This window comes from Pseudomonas sp. P1_C12, assembly GCF_056406435.1.
Map to the genome: position 1 here is coordinate 97,087 of NZ_JBFUAE010000007.1, position 18,789 is coordinate 115,875.

Here is an 18,789-nt window from a genome sequence, read left to right on the forward strand (position 1 = left end):
GTCTGGGTTCAGAAGTGTTCTCTCGGATCGAACGCGGCTTTTTTCGCCAGTTCCTGCCACAGGGCCTTGATGTCATCGTCGGACTTCTTGGGCATGACAGCCTTCAGTTGTACGAACAGGTAACCGCGCTCACCGGCCTTGTTCATCAGGCCATGGCCCTTGGCGCGCATGCGCTGGCCGTTCTGGCTGCCCGCCGGTACCTTGAGGTTGATCTTGCCGGTCAGGGTCGGCACGGCGACTTCGGCACCCAGTGCCAGTTCCCACGGTGCCAGCGGCAAGGTGATGATCAGGTTCTCGCCTTCGACATCGAATTTCGGGTGCGGGGCAAAACGGATCGTCAGGTACAGGTCGCCATTTGCGCCGCCACCCACGCCCGGAGCGCCCTGCCCCTTGAGGCGAATGCGCTCGCCGTCGCTCACGCCGGCGGGGATCTTCACGTTCAGGCTTTTGCTGGTGTTGCTCACATGCTGGCCGGCCGCGTTGTACTGCGGTACCTGGAAGGTGACCTTCTTCGACTCGGTCGACAGTGTTTCTTCGAGAAAAACCCCAAGCTCCATTTCCACGTCTTGCCCTCGGCGTCCGGTGCTGCGACGCGACTGTCCACCACCACCAAAGCCTGGCCCACGATTACCGAATATCGAACTGAAAAAGTCCGAAAAATCGCCCGTGTCCTGGCCGCCACCACCGAAACCGCCACGGCTCTGCCAGCCCGGTGGCCCCTGGAATGGCTGGCCGTGCTGGCCATAGCGGCGCAAATCATCGTATTCGGCGCGTTTATCGGCGCTTTTCAGCGCTTCATAGGCTTCCGAGGCGTCCTTGAACTTGGCCTCGGCGTCCTTTTCCTTGCTGACGTCGGGGTGATATTTGCGCGCCAGCTTGCGATAGGCGGCCTTGATCGCCTTGTCGTCTGCGGTCGGCTCCACACCGAGAATCTTGTAATAGTCTTTGAAGTCCATCGAAGGAATCACCATCCGTTATCAGAATCGCGCCACAGGCCACAGCATGCGCTTGTTTGCAGCCATTGGTTTGACCGATCTCAAATTTGTGACCGGGCAGCGCAGCAGAAGTTTATCGGCAGCAGGCGGGGCTTCTTGCGAGCACTCCCGCGGCTGTCCGGTTGATGCAGGGTAGTTTGGGGGGGATGCCCCATCTTTCAAGGCATTGTCTGCGAAGAATTAGCAGATAACCGGCCTTCGAATCTGGCGCGCTCTGACATACACTGCGCGGCCGTTTTTTAACCGGAACCTGAAAGACATGAACAACGCATCTCCAGCCTGTGCCTTGGGTATCGACTTTGGCACGTCCAACTCCACTGTCGGCTGGCTGCGCCCCGGCGTGGAAACGCTGATCGCGCTGGAGGACGACAAGATCACCCTGCCGTCGGTGGTCTTCTTCAATATCGAGGAGCGTCGCCCGGTGTACGGCCGGCTGGCGCTGCACGAGTACCTGGAAGGCTACGAAGGCCGCCTGATGCGCTCGCTCAAGAGCCTGCTGGGTTCCAAGCTGATCAAGCACGACACCAGCGTCCTGGGCACGGCGATGCCGTTCAAGGACCTGCTCGGGCTGTTCATCGGCCAGCTCAAGAGCCGCGCCGAAGCGGCCGCCGGTCGGGAGTTCGAAGAAGTGGTACTGGGTCGGCCGGTGTTTTTTGTCGACGATGACCCGATGGCCGACAAAGAAGCCGAAGACACCCTGGTAGACGTGGCGCGCAAGATCGGTTTCAAGGAAGTCTCGTTCCAGTACGAGCCGATTGCCGCCGCGTTCGACTACGAGTCGACCATCGAGAAAGAAGAGCTGGTACTGATCGTCGACATCGGCGGTGGTACCTCCGACTTCTCGCTGGTGCGCCTGTCGCCGGAGCGTCGGGGTGTGGATAACCGTCACGAGGACATCCTCGCCACCGGCGGTGTGCACATCGGCGGAACCGACTTCGACAAACAGCTCAGCCTGCAAGGCCTGATGCCGCTGTTCGGCTACGGCAGCCGCATGAAGAGCGGCGCCTACATGCCCACCAGCCACCACATGAACCTGGCGACCTGGCACACCATCAACTCGGTTTACTCGCAGAAGTCGCAACTGGCCCTGGGCAGCATGCGCTACGACATCGAGGACACCGGCGGCATCGATCGCCTGTTCAAGCTGATCGAACAGCGCGCCGGGCACTGGCTGGCCATGGAAGTGGAAGAAACCAAGATCCAGCTGACCCACGCCGACAACCGTCACGTGCCACTGGATCGCATTGAAGCGGGCCTGAGCGTGGACTTGAGCCGTGCACTGTTCGAGTCGGCCATCGACAGCCTGCTGGAGCGGGTGCGCAACAGCGTCACCCAACTGCTGGCAGACGCCGATGTGCGGGTCGATCAGGTCGATACGGTGTTCTTCACCGGTGGCTCGAGCGGGATTCCGGCGCTGCGCAACAGTGTTTCGGCGATGTTGCCGAATGCGCGGCATGTGGAAGGGAATATCTTTGGCAGTATCGGCAGTGGTCTGGCGATTGAAGCGGCCAAGCGTTACGGCTCGATGGACTGATCCAGATTCAGTGGTTCCCCCTTCGCTGGCAAGCCAGCTCCTACAGGATTGCGTCGCCCTTGTAGGAGCTGGCTTGCCAGCGAAAGCGTCAGACCAGAGCCTGCATCTTTCGGATCAAACCATCCCCACCTGCTTCAACTCACTCTTCAGATACGCGTAGTAAATCGGCCCCGCCACCACTCCCGGCAGGCCGAACGCGGCCTCGAACACCAGCATCGCCAGCAGCAACTCCCACGACTTGGCACTGATCTGCCCGCCGACGATGCGCGCGTTGAGGAAGTATTCGAGCTTGTGGATAAAAATCAGATAACCCAGCGCCGCCACGGCAACCCAGATCGACAGCGACAGGCCGACGATGGTGATCAGGGTGTTTGACATCAGGTTGCCGATCACCGGCAGCAGGCCGAGCAGGAACGTCAGCACGATCAGGGTTTTGGTCAGCGGCAGCTTGATGCCGAACAGCGGCAGGATCACCGCCAGGAAAATCCCGGTGAAGAAGGTGTTGAGCAGGGAAATCTTGATCTGGGCGAACACGATGTTGCGAAACGCCTGGACCAGCAGGTGCAGACGATCGAACAGCGCTGCAGCCAGCGGTTTGCGCTTGGTCAGGTCCGGCACGCGCTGCAAGGCAATGATCGCACCCAGCACCATGCCGATCAGCAACGTGACGAACATGTGCGCCGCGTCCTTGCCCACCAGTTGCAACTCGCTGAGGTGCTTGCTGACCCATTCGCCAATCGCCACGCGAAACTCAGCGGCACTGGCCGGCAGATAGGCGTCGATGAACGGCGGCAGTTGCCCGCGTGCGCGGTCGACCACACCCATGAATTTGTCGAGGGAAGCGCCGGGGTTTTCCGCCTCGTGCAGCAGGAAGCTGATGGCACCGGCGAAGATCAGCGACAGCACGCTGACAATCAGAGTCCCCAGCAACGCCACCGCCAGCCAGCGCGCGCGCCGGCCTTCGATCAAACGTTGCAGTTGCGGGGTGAGCATGTTGACCAGCTCGAACACCAGCAACCCGGCGAGCAGGCTGGGCAGCAATCGCAGCGGGATGACCAGCAGCAGCCCGCCAAAAATGATGACCCAGCTGATGACCAGCAAAACTTGACGCTGAGAAAACGTTGGCATACAGCCTCAAAAACGAACGGCATAAAAAGGATTGGCAGTCTGCCAGCGATCCGGTGCGAGCACTAGGGATTGTGTGGGGCGACCTTAGTGGGGACTCTGGATGTTTGCAGTCTCTCGACTGGCCTTATCGCGAGCAGGCTCGCTCCCACAGTGGAACCGGGTACACCTGGCAAATGTGGGAGCGAGCTTGCTCGCGATGGCGCCAGCACAGCCCCCACAGATCCTGACCGGGTTTATTTTTTCTTCAGGCAATCGCTCATGAACGCCTTGCGCTCATCACCCTTGAGGGCTTTGGTGGCGGCGTCGGCGTTGCAGGTTTTCATTTTCTCTTGCTGTGGGGTCAAGGCCTTACCGGCATCGTTTGCCGCCGGAGTCGCCTTCAGGCAGGTGCTCATGAATGCTTTGCGCTCGTCGCCCTTGAGGCTTTTAGCCGTAGCGTCGGCATTGCAGGTGGTCATCTTTTCCTGCTGGGCTGTGGCGGCGAAGCCCTGGGAACAGAGCAGCAAACCGATCATCAACAAAGGGGCACGCAACATCTTCATGGAGTTCTCTCCTTATCGCCACACCGAGGGGCGCGGCCTTGTACTGGAGTGTAGACAACCCCTGTTACACCTTCCTGTTCTCCAGATGGCTGCGTCGATACTGCTCCGGCGTACACCCGGCCTGACGCTGGAACATTGCGATAAACGCCGAGCCGGTGCTGTAGCCCATGTCGAAGGCGATCTCTTGAATGCTGCGCGGGCTATCCAGCGCTTCGATCGCCGCCAGAAAACGCAGGCGCTGGCGCCACTCACCGAAACTCATGCCCAGTTCCCGCACGAACTGCCGTGCCAGTGTGCGCTCGCTGACATGGATGCGTGCAGCCCATTCCGACAGCGGTCGGTTATCCCCCGGTTCGGCCTGCAATGACTCCAGAATCCCCAGCAGTCCGGGGCTGCTGGCGTAGGGCAGGTAGCACTCGTGCACCGGGGCCTGTTGCAGTTGATCCACCAATACCTGGGCCAGACGCTGGTCGGCGACCTGCTCGGGGATTTTCACGTCACGGGCGGCGAAGTCCTTGAGGATCGCCTTGAGGATGTCGCTGATGGCCAGGGTGCAGGCTCGCGGCGGCAGATCGGCGCACACCTTGGGGGCCAGGCACACCGCGCGGTAGTTGACCGGTTGGTGACTGTAAAAACTGTGCTGGATCTGCGGCGGCACCCACACCGCGTATTGCGGCGGTGACATGAAGCGGCTGCCCTCGACGTCCATGTGCAGCACGCCGTGGGCTGCGTATTCCAGCGTCCCCCAGGGATGCCGGTGGGGCGCGGCGTATTCGTGGGCGTCGAAATCGGCGTAGCGGAAGTACACCGCCGACGGCAGTTCGCTGAAATCCAGCAGGTCGATGTGTTTACTGCTCATGCTGTCCGTCATCAAGGGCGGGTTGTCTGGATTGAAGTATAGACTTGCATCCAGACAAGCGGATAATTGCCCCTCATTAACGTTCTGGTTTTTCCCGATGCAATACGCTTACCCCCTGCTGGCCATTTTTATCTGGGCCGGCAACACCGTGATCACCAAAATGTCGGCCGGGGCGATCTTCCCCGCCGAGATCGGTTTCTACCGCTGGCTGCTGGCCGGGTTGCTGTTCACGCCCTTCATGCTCAAACCGGTTCTCACCCATTGGCCGCTGATCCGCCCGAAACTGGGCAAGATCTTTGTCCTTGGTGTTCTCGGCATGGCGGTCTACCAAAGCCTGGCGTACTTTGCTGCGAGCCTGACCTCGGCCACCAACATGGGCATCATCCTGTCGCTGATGCCGCTGATGTCGCTCGCCATGGCGATCATCAGCCTCGGCCAGCGCCTGACCATGGGTGCCCTGGCCGGTGCGGTGCTGTCATTCGCCGGTGTCCTGGTGGTGGTGTCGTCCGGCAGCCTTGGCGCATTACTCGAACACGGGGTCAACCTGGGTGACGCGATGATGTTGATCGCCACCCTGGCCTACGCGGTCTACAGCACCCTGTTGAAAAAATGGCAGCTGAAACTGCCGCCGCTGGTGCTCCTGTATCTGCAGGTGCTGGTAGCCGTGTTGGTGCTGTTTCCGCTGTTCCTCGCCTCACCGAAAGTCGGCCCGACCCTGCAGAACATTCCGCTGGTGCTGTACGCCTGCCTGCTGGCTTCGATGGTCGCGCCGCTGGCGTGGATGCAGGCCGTGGTACGTTTGGGGCCGAGCCGGACCACGCAGTTTTTCAATTTGCTGCCGTTGATTACCGCATTGATTGCGGCGGTGGTGCTGCATGAACAACTGGCGATATATCACTTGGTCGGTGGGGTGTTGACCTTGGGTGGGGTGATTGTTTCCGAGCGCTGGACGACGGTGTTGGGTCGCACCTAGCTTTTTTGTGGCGGTCTAAAGCCCTACCGCGCTCAGCCGCGCCGCATGCTCGACAAACAACCGAATCGGTTCGGCCCCCTTGCCCACCAGCCCCAGCGACTGGTTGACGATATCGAAGTGATCCAGCGGATACTCATCGCCAATCACCGTCCCCAGGTGCGAGCTGTAGCGCCCGACCATGCCGTCGCAATGCCCGGCTTCGCGGACGAAGGTTTTAGCGAACACCCGGCAACTGCGGTTGGTGCCGTCCAGCAGATTGCGCCCGCGATCGGTAATCCCCGGTTGCAAGGTGCCGGACCAGGAGTAATAGCGCACGCCGTTGACCTCTTCGGCACCGTGACCGCCCCAGGTTTCAGGCAAGCCCTGTGGATAACACTGGTTGAACAGCGCCACGCCAGCGGTAGTGAGGGAGTGATGGGATGCAGGGATATCCACCGGCAGCTTCGGCCCGCGGTAACCGGTATCCAGCAAAGCCATCAACGCGCCAACCATCCGCAGAAAAAAGCACAGCAAACGACCACGGACGCTGTCATGGGGATAATGCCTGTGCAGATAATCGGCGAGCTCCGAGCCGTGGTTCGGCCCCGCCACCGAGGTCACCGATGCCACCAGGTCAGGACGCTTGGCGGCGGCATAACGGGCGGTCAGCGAGCCCTGGCTATGGCCGATCAGGTTGACCTTGTCGGCCCCGGTCTCCCGCAGAATTTCGTCGATACGTACCAGCAGTTGCTCGCCGCGCACTTCGTTCGAGTTCAGCGGCGAGACCTGCACCGCGAACACCACGGCACCACCACGGCGCAACGCCTCGACGATCCCGTACCAGTAGGGATAAAGCACCAGGCGGATGAACCCGAGCATTCCCGGGACCAACACCAACGGGTAGCGCGGGGCAGAACCTTGCGACATGGGCGGACATCCTGGTGGTCGGGTGGTGACGCAAGGCGGGATGCAAGACATCCGCCAAGCATCGCCAGCGAAGATGACAAGTCTATGTCATCCGCCCTACTTCAACCCCGCCACGCCCGCCACGATTAGCCCGATCGAGACCAGCTTGATCACGGTCAGGCTTTCGCCCAGCAGCGCGAAACCGAGAAACACCGTGCCCAGCGAACCGATGGCGGTCCAGATCGGGTACGCAATGCTCACCGGCAACTCGCGCATGGCCAGGGTCAGGAAGTAGATCCCGCCCACAGCGGCCACCACGGTGATCAGCGAAGGCCAGGGCCGGGTGAAGCCCTCGGCGTACTTCATGCCCATGGCGAAGGTGACTTCGAACCCGGCGGCGACCAGCAGAAACAGCCAGGCCATCTAGAACTCCCCGGCCAGCGCCAACAAGCGCTGCTCAGCCTCGATGGCAGAGATTTCAAAGCTGCGCTCGGCGGACTCTTCGCCCTCGACAGCCACCACGGTGACGTCCGTGATGCCGATGAATCCGAGCACCGTGCGCAGCAGCTTGTCGGCATGGTTCATGGTTTCCAGCTCGCCTCCCGGGCCAAAACCGAAGCCGCCACGGCTGGTGATGATCAGGGCTTTTTTGCCCTGCACCAACGGTTGGTACTGGGCCACGCCATTGTCCAGGGTGTGATCGAAGGTCACCCCGATGCGCACGACCTGATCGATCCAGGCCTTGAGGCCGCTCGGTACGCTGAAGTTGTGCATCGGCGTGGAAATCAGCAATACATCATGGTCGAGCAGTTCGCCGACCAGGTCGTCGCTGAGCGCCAGGTCGGCCTGCATCGACAGTGGCCGAGCGTCGGGCTCGGGGTAAAACGCGGCGGCTACGAACGCCTCGTTGACCGGCGGTATCAACGCCCGCCCGACTTCGCGTCGGGTCAACTGTGAGTGGGGATGACGGGCCTGCCAGGCCGACAGAAATACTTCGGCCAAACGGCGCGAGTGCGAACGGTCACCACGGGGGCTGGCATGAACAGCAAGAATTCTACTCATCTGAATCGCCTCAAGGACTAAACTAAAACCACTTGTGGCTTGCAGCTTGAAGCTCACAGCTGCTCTCATTCAAATGAGTAGAAATCAGTCTGGATGAATCCATTTCATCCATGGAGTGTTCAATGTTTGCCTCGTTGCCGTTGACCGCCCTGCGGGCCTTTGAGTCCGCCTCACGCCTGTTGAGCTTCAAGGCCGCCGCCGAAGAACTGTCCGTTACCCCGACGGCGGTGTCCCACCAGATCCGCTCCCTGGAGAGCTGGCTCGGCGTGCCGTTGTTCGAGCGCCTGCCGCGCCAGGTACGCCTGACCGAATGTGGCGAAAGGTTGTTCCACAGCCTGCACGGGGCGTTTCTGGAAGTGGCTCAAAGTGTCGATACCCTGCGCCCGCAACGCAGCGGCGCCAACCTCACGGTCTCCACCACCGCTGCCTTCGCCGCGCTGTGGCTGGTACCGCGCCTGGGACGTTTCTACGCTCGGCACCCGAACATCAACGTGCGCCTCGATACCCACTGCGAAGTCCTCGATCTGCATCAGGACGCCAGTGTCGATCTGGTGCTGCGCTACAGCCTCGACGATTACCCCAATCTGTACGGCCAGTGCCTGTTCGATGAAACCTTCGGCGTCTACGGTTCGCCCGAACAAGTGGCCCTGGCGTCGAGTCGCGCCCCGACGTTGATCAGCGTGCGCTGGCACAACTCCAAACTCTATGTCCACGGCTGGGAGGCCTGGTGCGCTTGCTCCGGCGAAACCTGGCTGAGCGGCCGGCCAGCAGTGCGCGAATACGACGAAGAGCATTACGCCCTGCAAGCGGCGATTGCCGGGCAAGGTCTGGTATTGGCAAGCAATATTCTGGTGTCGGAAAGCGTGGCCAGTGGTCTGTTGTTGCCGTACCGGGGGGAAATCCAGGTCGATGGCGCCGGCTACAGTGCCCTGTGCGTGCCGGGACGCGAACGGCACCCACCGGTTCGGGCGTTTTTTGCATGGCTGCGTGAAGAGGCATTGGCGTCGGGACATGCATTGACATAAGCAACCAAATGCAGTGCCTGCAAAACCGCCATCGCGAGCAGGCTCACTCCCACATTAGTCCAGCATGCACAGATCCCCTGTGGGAGCGAGCCTGCTGCGGGCGGCGCTCCGACGATGGGGCCTGTATAGACGCCCGATTATTTGGCTGGCTTGACGGTGACAGGCACCTTGCCCGCCTTCATCTGCTCCAGCAACGGCGCACACTGGTTCGGCTCACCTGCGCTCGGCGCCACCAGCGCCAGCAACCCTGCCGCCGGTGCAGCGATCACGCCCAGCGCCACCATCCCGGCTCCGCGCAGCATCAACGGCACGGCCTTGACCCCGGCATCGGGCTTGATGAACTTGCCGCGCACATACAGCGGCGAACGCAATGATATCAGGCGCCAACCCTTGGATTCCGGGGTGATGGTCAGGTCCAGCTGTTCAGTCGCCATGTTCGCGGTGCCGTCGATGTAGACGATGGCGTTCTCGGTGTCGAATACAAACAAGCGGGTACTCGCCAAGCCGGACTGGATGCCGAAGTCGGCGGCTGCGCAGTTGATCTTCACTTCCTTGTCGCCAAAGATCTTGCCGACCACATAGTTGCCGACATTCAGGCCCGCCAGCTCCATCAATTCGCGACTGATGGCGCCATCGTTGATGAGCATTTTCAGGCTGCCATTGGCACTGCCCAGCAGCTTGGCCACCGAATTGCCGCGTCCGCTGATATCAGCATCGCCGTTGAGTTCGCCAAAACTGGTTTTCATCGGTTCAAAGCCGGGGAACAACTGCTTGAGTTTGAAGCCCCGCGCCGTGAGCCTGGCCTGGCCTTCCAGTGGATCGGTGTGGCCGTTCAGGCGAATCTGCGCATCCAGCTTGCCGTCGGCCACGCCGAAGCGCAGCGGCTCGAAGCTAAGCACGCCATCGGTGAGTACCAGATGGGTATAGAGGTCGTTGAACGGCAATTTTTCGCTGTGCACGATGCGCTTGCCGGTGAACTCGACATCGGCGTCCATATCGCGCCAGCGATCGGTCTTGAACTCTTCGACCGGCAGCACTTTGTCCGCCGGTTGTTTGCTGTCGCCGCCTCGCTCCTTCTGTTTGGCGTTGGAGTCGGCACCAATCAGCGGCGCCAGATCGGCGAACAGCAATTGATTGGACAACAGCGAGCCGCTGAGTTTTGGCCGTGGCTGGCTGGCCACATAAGTCAGATTGCCATGGATGTCGCTTTCGCCGATCTTGCCGTTGAATTCTTCGTAGCGGAACACCGCGCCACCCGCCTCGTGCAACTTGGCGACCAGGTGGCCGTCGGTGGCATAGGGTGGCGTGTCCGGCAGGGTCACGCCGGTCAGCGGGTAGAGGTTGCCCAGGCTGGTGCCGGCAAGTTTCAGGCGCAGGTCCAGGGCGCCGAGATTGAGTGGGTCGGTCAGGGTCCCGGCCAATTCGACGCTTGAGTCGGCGATCTTCACCTGTGCCTGAAGCGGAAACGGCCGTGCCGCGTCCTGCAGCGCCAACAGCCCGCCAATCTTGCCCTGGCCCGCGAGTTTCTGGCCGTGGTACTGGCCGTTGACCTTGAGGGCGAACGCATAATCCTGGGGTGACGAGCCTTTTTCCTGCGCGGCTTTCGCCGCTTTGTCGCCAACGATATCGCTGAACGGAACCGGTTTGCCCAATGGATCGATCAGCACGTCGAGTTGAGTCTTCAGGCTCTGGTCGTCGAGGGTAACGTGGCTCTTGTCGAAGCCGATCGCGCCGATATCCACCACCCAGCTCGAAGGCTCGGCGTTGGGGTCTTTTGGGTCGAATTTGAAGGTCCAGTTGGCGCGCCCGTCAGCCAGGCGTTGCAGCTCGGCATTCGGCTCGGTGAGATCGATGCGCGGGATCACCACCCGCTGCGCCAGCAACGCCAGGGGTGAAATACGCAGTTCTACCCGCTTGAGGGTGACCATCTGCGGTTGCTTCGACCAGTCCGGGTTGCCCAGGCTGAGGTCCTCGGCTACTACATGGGGCCACGGCACCCAGGCGCGCCAGCCGCTTTCATCGGGTTCGGGCCGCCAGACCACCGACAGATTGCCGTTGATGGCGAAAGCGCGATGCAGCTCTTCGGAAACTTTGGCGTTGAGCGGCGGTTTGATCCGGTTCCAGTCGAAGAACACGATGATCAGTACCAGCACCATCAACAAGGTAAGGAAGGTGGAAAGGGTCCAGACAATCGTCTTTTGAGTGCGCGTCATTGCACAGGGCTCCTGATACGACTGAGCGCCCCGACTGCGACGCACATGTGAAACGGTGAGCCGCAAGCGACCCGCCATGAACTCTACGACTGATAAAAACCCGGCAGGTTTAATCGATAGACCGAATTCGCCGAATTCGCCAAGTCCAATACTGACCAATCAGTCATTCAGCGTTACCACCTCCGCACTTTTGCATGTCAGAGATGGGTCGAAAATACCCACTCCGGTGCAAAACCATCCGTGGGAAGCGCCCGCTCTAGAGCCTCCGCAGCAAACAATCAATTCCGTTGATTATTACCATTGCGTTTATGAACTTTCATATCGACTTATCGAGAGTAGCATTGCTTTCGTACCCACTTATTCGCCCTCCCAAGGAGCAAAACAATCATGAAACGCCAATTACTGCTTAGCCTTACCCTCTCGATGCTGGCAAGCACTGCTTTTGCCCTGCCAGCCGCTGACCAGGCCACGCCACAAGTGAAACAAAACCACTCGGTGTTCAGCCAGACCGTCGCCGCTGATGGTTCCGACCGTACTCCACAAGGCCAGACCCTTGCCGAAGGCGGTAATGATCGCCTGAAAGAAAAAGGCCTGATCACTCAGGATGGCTCGGACCGTACCCCACAAGGTCAAACCCTGGCTGCCGATGGTTCGGACCGCACCCCACAAGGTCAGACCCTCGCTGCTGACGGTTCGGACCGCACCCCACAAGGCCAGACCCTGGCTGCCGACGGTTCCGATCGTACTCCACAAGGTCAAACCCTCGCTGAAGGCGGTGGTGACCGTGTGATCGAACGCAACAGCGATCTGAGCTAAGCCTCATGGCCGCCCTGAAAAAAAGCCCAATCCCCGGATTGGGCTTTTGACTTTTCAGCGATCCGCTTGATAAATGCGGCACTTCCCTGCTTGATCCCCCACAGTCGTTCGACGCCGGCAAAGCCGATTTGCTAGAGTGCGCGCGTCCCTGTCCAGAAAACACCCCTGCGATGCTGCCCCGCGCCGAACAGAAACAACAAACCCGTAACGCCCTGATGGACGCTGCCCGGCGCCTGATGGATGGCGGCCGAGGATTCGGCAGCCTGAGCCTGCGCGAAGTCGCGAAAACCGCCGGCATCGTACCGACCGGTTTCTACCGCCATTTTGCCGATATGGATGAACTGGGCCTGGTGCTGGTCAGCGAAGTCGGCCAGACATTCCGCGAAACCATTCGCCTGGTACGACACAACGAATTCGTGATGGGCGGCATCATCGATGCCTCGGTGCGGATCTTTCTCGACGTGGTCAGCGCCAACCGTTCGCAGTTCCTGTTTCTCGCCCGTGAGCAATACGGCGGTTCGCTGCCGGTGCGCCAGGCCATCGGCCGTTTGCGTGAAGACATCAGTTCGGACCTCGCGGCGGACTTGTCACTGATGCCGAAGCTGCAGCATCTGGACATCGCCGACCTGAGTGTCATGGCGGATCTGATCGTCAAAAGCGTGTTCGCCACCCTGCCGGACATCATCGATCCGCCAGCCGAAGCCTTGCCCGAGCACCTGACGCCCCAGGCGAAAATCACCCAGCAACTGCGGTTTATCTTTATCGGCCTCAAGCATTGGCAAGGGCTCGGAAGTACCGAGTAACGTCGTTTGTAGGAGCGAGCTTGCTCCGGGCGGCGTTCCGACGAAGGCGGCGACATCTTCGACATTCATGTGACAGACAAACCGCTTTCGCGAGCAAGCTCGCTCCTACGATGATGCGCATAGCATCATCTTGGTGCGCAAATCAAAAACAACGCACCAACTTCAACCAAAAAACTCACTCCATCGATACCAGTCCCACGTCCCCTTCAGCCATTTCCTACGGATCATGTCGATTGGCAAGCCCCTTGCTCTAGCCTGAGCATTGTCCATTGCTGGAAGCCTTCCGATGCTGGTGATTCATCGCAGAATCGACCCTCAACCCGTTTGGGCCGCCGAACTGCACCTGACGTTCGAAGCCCGCAGCAAAAGCCGTTTGCGCTGTTTCAGTGCCGAGGGCGAAGACGTCGGATTGTTTTTGGAGCGCGGCCAGCCGCCGTTGCATGACGGCGAATGCCTGCAAGCCGAAGACGGGCGAATCGTGCGTGTCTGCGCCCGCCCCGAACAATTGCTCCACGTCACCTGCGCCAATACCTTTGAACTGACCCGCGCGGCCTATCACCTGGGCAATCGCCATGTCGCCCTGCAAGTCGGCGACGGCTGGTTGCGCCTGCTCGACGATTACGTGCTCAAGGCCATGCTCGAACAACTCGGTGCCGTTGCCGTGAATATCGAGGCGCCATTCCAGCCGGAACATGGCGCCTACGGCGGTGGCCATCACCACTCGCGCCACGGCGATGAAGACTTCAACTACGCGCCGAAACTGCACCAGTTCGGCGTACGCGCATGAACCCGGCCTGGGCGCTGTTGCGTCTGGCCAGCCCGCAACTGCCGATTGGCGGCTACAGCTACTCCCAAGGGCTGGAAATGGCTGTGGATAACGGTCGCGTAAACGACCGCGACAGCGCCCGGCGCTGGATCAGCGATCAGTTGTTGTTAAACCTGGCACGCTTCGAAGCACCGTTGCTGCTCGCACATTGCCTGGCCGCCAGCGAGGACAACTGGGGTGAATTGCTGCAACGCTGCGAGGAACACCGTGCCAGTCGCGAAACCCGCGAGCTGCATCAGGAGAGCCGGCAAATGGGCTACTCCTTGCAGCAATTGCTCAATGGCTTGCCGGAACTCGACGCGCCGGCCCGTGCCTTCCTCGAACAACGCAGCGAGCCACATCTGGCTCTGGGTTGGGCCTTGGCCGCGCGCGCCTGGCAGATCAGCCCGCAGGACGCCCTGGCCGCGTGGCTCTGGAGCTGGCTGGAAAACCAATTGGCGGTGCTGATGAAGACCTTGCCATTGGGTCAGCAAGCGGCCCAGCGCCTGACCAGCGAACTGTTGCCGCTGTTGCAGCAGGCCCAGCAGGACGCCAGCCACATCCACCCCGATCACTACGGCAGCGCCGCTTTCGGCCTGTCCCTGGCGTGTATGGCCCACGAGCGCCAGTACAGCCGTCTGTTCCGCTCCTAGGGCCCCTAATTTTGGAGAATCACATGAACACACAACCCCTGCGCGTCGGCATCGGCGGCCCGGTCGGCTCCGGCAAAACCGCCCTGACCCTGGCCCTGTGCCTGGCCCTGCGCGAGCGCTACAACCTGGCCGTGGTGACCAACGACATCTACACCCGCGAAGACGCCGACTTTCTGGTGCGCAATGAAGCCCTGGCGCCGGAACGCATCATCGGCGTGGAAACCGGTGGTTGCCCGCACACGGCCATCCGCGAAGACGCCTCGATCAACCTCGAAGCCGTGGATCAACTCAATCGCCGTTTTCCGGGGCTGGATCTGATCCTGGTGGAGTCCGGTGGCGATAACCTCTCCGCCACCTTCAGCCCGGAACTGTCGGACCTGACGATCTACGTGATCGACGTCTCGGCCGGCGACAAGCTGCCACGCAAGGGCGGACCGGGGATCTGCAAATCCGACCTGCTGGTGATCAACAAGATCGACCTCGCGCCGCTAGTCGGTGCCTCGCTGGAGATGATGAACAGCGACACCCAGCGCATGCGCAACGGCAAGCCGTTTGTCTTCAGCAATCAGAAAACCGGCCAGGGTCTGGAACAGATCATCGCCTTCATCGAACGCCAGGGTTTGCTGACCGCGGCCTGATCACCACTTATCAACAAGGAAGCTTATCCATGACACTCAAACGCATTCTCGGCGCCCTGGCCCTGCTGCTGACCCCAGCCCTCGCCTTCGCCCATCCGGGACATGGCGACAACGGCTTGATCGCCGGTATCAGCCATCCGCTTGGCGGCCTCGATCACTTGCTGGCGATGCTGGCGGTCGGTCTTTGGGCCGCGCAGCAACAAGGCGCCGCACGCTGGGCGCTGCCGTGCACCTTTGTCGGCACTCTGCTGATTGGCGGGCTGTTGGGTTTTGAAGGATTGAACCTGCCGGCACTGGAGAGCGGGATTGCCGCTTCCGTGTTGGCTTTGGGGCTGGCGGTTGCCTTGGCAGTGCGTCCACCGTTGGTGATGGCGGTGGGTGCGACGGCGTTGTTTGCATTGTTTCATGGTGTCGCGCACGGGCTGGAACTGCCAGACATGTCGAGTCCCTGGACCTACGCCGCAGGCTTTGTCGCCGCGACGGCGGTGTTGCACGCGGCGGGTTATGCGCTGGTGCGGATGTTGCCGCAGGCGGCAGCGCCGCTGGTGCGATTGGCGGGTGCGGCTTCGGCGGCGACCGGGGTGTGGTTGCTGGCGGGCTGATTCCTCAGCGCCTGACCTGACCTCTTCGCGGGCAAGTCGGATCGCCGCACCGCCGCTCCCACAGGTTTTTGTGGTGTGGTTACGATCGCATGTACACCGCGAGTCCCTGTGGGAGCGGGCTTGCTCCGGGCGGCGTTCCGACGAAGGCGGCCAGACAGACACCGCATCGCTCATGCCGACCTCTCTGCTAACATGTCGCGCAATCGCCCCTGCCGTGACGACGCCAGCCAATGCCGCCTGTTTCCCGCTCTGCCTCCCAGCCTGAATTGACCGCCCTGTTCACCTCGGTGCAACAGCACTTCCTGAACGTCATCGTGCCGCTCTGGCAAGGCCCGGGCTGGAACGCCGACATGGCGTTGCCCTACGAGGCGCTGGATGCCGAACACCAACCGCTGCCACCGCAACGCTACCGGGCCATGGCCTGTGCGCGACAGCTGTATCTGTTTGCCAACCTGATCGGTCAGGTGCCGGGCGCCGAAGAGCGTGCCGCCGCGTTGTTCCGCTCGTTGCAGCGGCACTTCCACGATGCCGAGCACGGCGGCTGGTTCTACAGTGTCGATGCGCAAGGTGCGCCGCTGGATCAGCGCAAGGACCTCTACACCCACGCCTTCATCCTGTTCGCCTGCGCCCATTACTGGAACAAGGTCCGCGAGCCGCTGGTGGAGTCGGTGCTCAATGCCTCGCTGGAAGTGATTGCGCAGCGTTTCGCCACGGACGACGGTCTGTACGAAGCCACGCTCGACCGCGACTGGGCATCGCTGGACAGCGGCCCTTTGCAAAACCCGCTGATGCACCTGGCCGAAGCATTCCTCGCCACACTGCAAGTCCGTGAAGACCTCGACGTGCAACAGGCGCTCGTCGAGTTATGCACAGCCATGCACGCGCGCTTCATCGATCCGCAGCGCGGCGTGTTGATGGAAAAGCCGCTGGGGTCTGTGGATAACTGGTTTGAACCTGGGCATCAGTTCGAGTGGTATTTCCTGCTGGAATCCTCGGCGCTGTTACGCCATTCGGCGCTGCATGCCGATCTGGAGCGGGCCTTCGCCTTTACCGAGCAAATGGGCGTCGATCAGCAGACTGGCGCCGTGCGGGCGATGCTCGACTTCGCAGCGGATCACGGCGTCCGGGACGCCACGCAGCGTATCTGGGCGCAGGCCGAGTACCTGCGCGCGTTGACACTGCGACCGCACAGCGAAGCAGATGTGCTGCGCCAGTTGCAGGCGTTGCAGCAACGCTCGCTGCATGCCGGCGGCTGGTTTGAGTGCCGTGACGAGCACGGTGAAGTCAGCCGCCGCGACATGCCGTCGACCACGCCCTATCACCTGGCGACTTGTTATCGCGGGTTGGCGCAATATCTCGGCTGACTGTGTGGCGAGGGGCAATCCAATCACTCAGTCCACTTGCGATCCCCGGTAAAGCTGATGGTCAGCCATCGCGCGGCATCCGGCTTACCGAGTTTCGCGGAAATTTCCTCGCGCAAACTGTCCAGTTGCCCCACACCGTCCAGCCAGTAATCCTTCGGCAATACGATGTGAATCTCGATAAAACAGGCCCTGCCGTGTTTCTGCACGTAGGAAATGTAATCGTCGAAACCATGCTCGACCTTCGCCACCTCCATCACCTGACGCACCTTGTCGTCCAGTTGATCCGGGACGATGCCCAACACATCGCGCAATGCCGGTCCGAGGATTTTGAACGCCGGAGGAAGCATGCCCAGGGCCAGCAGAATCAGAATCATCGGATCGACATACACCGCCCACTTGTCGTAACCCTGAGTCTTGAGCAGCAGCGCGATCAGGAAACTCACCAGCAGTCCCGCCGACAGCATCGCGTCCACCAACCAACTGATGTTGTCGAACTGGATCAGCGACGACTTGAGTGTGCGATTGCGATGGCGGACGTAGAAGAAGTAAATCAGTTCAACGACGGTAAACACCGCCGCGTAGAGGATCACCAGACCGAGCTCGACCTCGCGGCCGCCACTGATGATGCCAAACACACCGTTGAGAAAGGCATAAATGGCAACCAGGAACAGGAAGCTGCCCTCGATCACCAGTACCATGGGTTCCAGGTGCCAGTAACCGAACTGGAAGCGCTGGTTGCTTTCCTTGGCGATCAGCCTGGCGGTGATCAGCATCAGGACCTTGATGAAGGCCGCGATTAACGAAAAGAAGCCATCGAACAGGATGGATTGAGCGCCCGAAACAAAACCGGTGATGATCCCGGCGAATGTCACAGCGAGCATCAGGAAGGTCGATTGTTTGAGCAGCGACTGCTCGCCTCGATTACTCACTTGATCTCCTTTAAAGCCTCTAGACCGCCGGGTGCGGCGGATTGCTTGAGGGAGGAGTCTAGCTGAAGCTTTGTGTCGCCTGAGCCGGCCCCTTCGCGAGCAGGCTCGCTCCCACAGGTTCAATGCGATCCATGTGGGAGCGAGCCTGCTCGCGAAAGGCCGTTACTCGGTCTTAAGACTTGCGCTCGATAGCAAACCCGGACCAGGTCTGACTCACCGGCATCAGCTCCAGGCTGTTGATGTTGATGTGCGCCGGGGCATTGAGCACCCAGAAGATTGTTTCGGCGATGTCTTGCGGCTGAATCGGCTCGGCGCCGGCGTAAGTGGCGTTGTAGCGCTCCTGGTCACCGGCAAAACGCACCAGCGAGAACTCACTCTCGCACAGGCCCGGCTCGATGTTGCTGACCCGTACGCCCGTGCCTTGCAGGTCGCAGCGCAGGTTCAGCGAGAACTGTTTGACGAACGCCTTGGTCGCGCCATACACGTGGCTGCCCGGGTACGGGTAGTTGCCGGCGATGGACCCCAGGTTGACGATACCGGCACCACGACCGTGGGCAATCAGGCGTGGCAGCAGCAGACGGGTGCTGTACATCAGGCCTTTGACGTTGGTATCGACCATGGTGTCCCAATCGTCCAGGTCGCACTTGGGCGCCGGATCAACGCCCAGGGCCAGGCCGGCGTTGTTGATCAACCCGCGCAGTTTGGCGAAGGATGGCGGCAGACTGGCAATCGCCTCTTCCATGGCCTTGCGATCACGCACATCGAGCACCAGACCATGGACTTCGGTCTGCTTCGACAGCTCGGCGCATAGCGCATTGAGGCGCTCCTCACGACGGCCTGTCAGCACCAGTTTCCAGCCGGCCTCGGCAAAACGACGGGCACAGGCTTCACCAAAACCGGAGGTCGCGCCGGTAATAAACAGGGTGTTGGACATCGTGTTCTCCTTGCTTCGGCTGACGCTCA

General features: G+C 61.0%; 20 protein-coding genes. 10 read left to right on the forward strand and 10 right to left on the reverse strand.

Features of this window, described 5'->3' with window-relative positions:
• Positions 1-8: 8 nt before the first annotated feature.
• Entirely contained in the window at positions 9-956 is a 948-nt protein-coding gene (locus AC1D19_RS14525; RefSeq protein ID WP_111284472.1) for a DnaJ C-terminal domain-containing protein, read from the reverse strand.
• Positions 957-1,254: 298 nt separating this feature from the next.
• Here AC1D19_RS14525 and AC1D19_RS14530 point away from each other — a divergent pair, with 298 nt between their 5' ends.
• Positions 1,255-2,529, forward strand: coding sequence for an Hsp70 family protein (locus AC1D19_RS14530; protein WP_477753460.1), 1,275 nt, complete (start codon positions 1,255-1,257; stop codon positions 2,527-2,529).
• A 114-nt stretch (positions 2,530-2,643) separates the two neighbouring features.
• Here the strand turns inward: AC1D19_RS14530 and AC1D19_RS14535 are convergent, their stop codons facing one another.
• From AC1D19_RS14535 to AC1D19_RS14545, 3 genes are all read right to left on the reverse strand, one after another.
• On the reverse strand, positions 2,644-3,657 hold the full coding sequence (locus AC1D19_RS14535; RefSeq protein ID WP_477763636.1) for an AI-2E family transporter: 1,014 nt from the start codon (positions 3,655-3,657) through the stop codon (positions 2,644-2,646).
• Between the two features lie 233 nt (positions 3,658-3,890).
• Complete coding sequence (locus tag AC1D19_RS14540) at positions 3,891-4,199, reverse strand: PsiF family protein (protein WP_007990866.1); 309 nt, start codon at positions 4,197-4,199, stop codon at positions 3,891-3,893.
• Positions 4,200-4,263: 64 nt separating this feature from the next.
• Entirely contained in the window at positions 4,264-5,058 is a 795-nt protein-coding gene (locus AC1D19_RS14545; RefSeq protein WP_477763637.1) for an AraC family transcriptional regulator, read from the reverse strand.
• A gap of 97 nt (positions 5,059-5,155) precedes the next feature.
• On the opposite strand from AC1D19_RS14545, the gene AC1D19_RS14550 reads away from it, so the two are divergent.
• A complete protein-coding gene (locus AC1D19_RS14550; protein WP_477763638.1) occupies positions 5,156-6,031 on the forward strand; it encodes a DMT family transporter in 876 nt (291 codons plus the stop codon).
• 15 nt (positions 6,032-6,046) lie between these two features.
• Here AC1D19_RS14550 and AC1D19_RS14555 read toward each other — a convergent pair whose 3' ends face one another.
• The 3 genes from AC1D19_RS14555 to AC1D19_RS14565 all read right to left on the reverse strand — a co-directional run bounded on the left by AC1D19_RS14555 (position 6,047) and on the right by AC1D19_RS14565 (position 7,978).
• Positions 6,047-6,937, reverse strand: coding sequence for an esterase/lipase family protein (locus AC1D19_RS14555; RefSeq protein WP_477763639.1), 891 nt, complete (start codon positions 6,935-6,937; stop codon positions 6,047-6,049).
• 96 nt (positions 6,938-7,033) lie between these two features.
• Positions 7,034-7,339 carry a DMT family transporter gene (locus AC1D19_RS14560; protein WP_477763640.1) on the reverse strand — a complete coding sequence of 102 codons (306 nt, stop codon included), beginning with the start codon at positions 7,337-7,339 and terminating at the stop codon, positions 7,034-7,036.
• Entirely contained in the window at positions 7,340-7,978 is a 639-nt protein-coding gene (locus tag AC1D19_RS14565; RefSeq protein WP_477763641.1) for an FMN-dependent NADH-azoreductase, read from the reverse strand.
• Between the two features lie 110 nt (positions 7,979-8,088).
• Here AC1D19_RS14565 and AC1D19_RS14570 point away from each other — a divergent pair, with 110 nt between their 5' ends.
• Positions 8,089-9,003 (forward strand): LysR substrate-binding domain-containing protein, encoded by a 915-nt coding sequence (locus tag AC1D19_RS14570; RefSeq protein WP_477763642.1) that lies wholly within the window; start codon positions 8,089-8,091, stop codon positions 9,001-9,003.
• Between the two features lie 137 nt (positions 9,004-9,140).
• On the opposite strand, the gene AC1D19_RS14575 is transcribed toward AC1D19_RS14570, so the two are convergent.
• Positions 9,141-11,216, reverse strand: a complete 2,076-nt coding sequence (locus tag AC1D19_RS14575) for an AsmA family protein (RefSeq protein WP_477763643.1) — start codon at positions 11,214-11,216, stop codon at positions 9,141-9,143.
• Positions 11,217-11,603: 387 nt separating this feature from the next.
• On the opposite strand from AC1D19_RS14575, the gene AC1D19_RS14580 reads away from it, so the two are divergent.
• The 7 genes from AC1D19_RS14580 (at position 11,604) to AC1D19_RS14610 (ending at position 16,897) form a co-directional block, all read left to right on the forward strand.
• On the forward strand, positions 11,604-12,032 hold the full coding sequence (locus tag AC1D19_RS14580; protein WP_477753470.1) for a hypothetical protein: 429 nt from the start codon (positions 11,604-11,606) through the stop codon (positions 12,030-12,032).
• A 170-nt stretch (positions 12,033-12,202) separates the two neighbouring features.
• The gene (locus AC1D19_RS14585; RefSeq protein ID WP_046039880.1) at positions 12,203-12,835 is read left to right on the forward strand and encodes a TetR family transcriptional regulator; all 633 of its coding nucleotides are present in this window, start codon (positions 12,203-12,205) and stop codon (positions 12,833-12,835) included.
• Between the two features lie 286 nt (positions 12,836-13,121).
• Positions 13,122-13,622: an urease accessory protein UreE gene (ureE, locus tag AC1D19_RS14590; RefSeq protein ID WP_477763644.1), complete on the forward strand. Its 501-nt coding sequence runs from the start codon at positions 13,122-13,124 to the stop codon at positions 13,620-13,622.
• Complete coding sequence (locus tag AC1D19_RS14595) at positions 13,619-14,293, forward strand: urease accessory protein UreF (RefSeq protein WP_477763645.1); 675 nt, start codon at positions 13,619-13,621, stop codon at positions 14,291-14,293. Before ureE ends, AC1D19_RS14595 begins: the two co-directional genes overlap by 4 nt.
• A 23-nt stretch (positions 14,294-14,316) precedes the next feature.
• Entirely contained in the window at positions 14,317-14,931 is a 615-nt protein-coding gene (gene ureG, locus AC1D19_RS14600) for an urease accessory protein UreG (RefSeq protein WP_007979691.1), read from the forward strand.
• Positions 14,932-14,960: 29 nt separating this feature from the next.
• A complete protein-coding gene (locus AC1D19_RS14605; RefSeq protein WP_477763646.1) occupies positions 14,961-15,533 on the forward strand; it encodes a HupE/UreJ family protein in 573 nt (190 codons plus the stop codon).
• A 230-nt stretch (positions 15,534-15,763) separates the two neighbouring features.
• Positions 15,764-16,897, forward strand: coding sequence for an AGE family epimerase/isomerase (locus tag AC1D19_RS14610; RefSeq protein ID WP_477763647.1), 1,134 nt, complete (start codon positions 15,764-15,766; stop codon positions 16,895-16,897).
• Between the two features lie 23 nt (positions 16,898-16,920).
• On the opposite strand, the gene AC1D19_RS14615 is transcribed toward AC1D19_RS14610, so the two are convergent.
• The gene (locus AC1D19_RS14615; protein ID WP_477763648.1) at positions 16,921-17,826 is read right to left on the reverse strand and encodes a cation diffusion facilitator family transporter; all 906 of its coding nucleotides are present in this window, start codon (positions 17,824-17,826) and stop codon (positions 16,921-16,923) included.
• Positions 17,827-17,998: 172 nt separating this feature from the next.
• Positions 17,999-18,760 carry an SDR family oxidoreductase gene (locus AC1D19_RS14620; protein WP_477763649.1) on the reverse strand — a complete coding sequence of 254 codons (762 nt, stop codon included), beginning with the start codon at positions 18,758-18,760 and terminating at the stop codon, positions 17,999-18,001.
• Between the last annotated feature and the right edge of the window lie 29 nt (positions 18,761-18,789).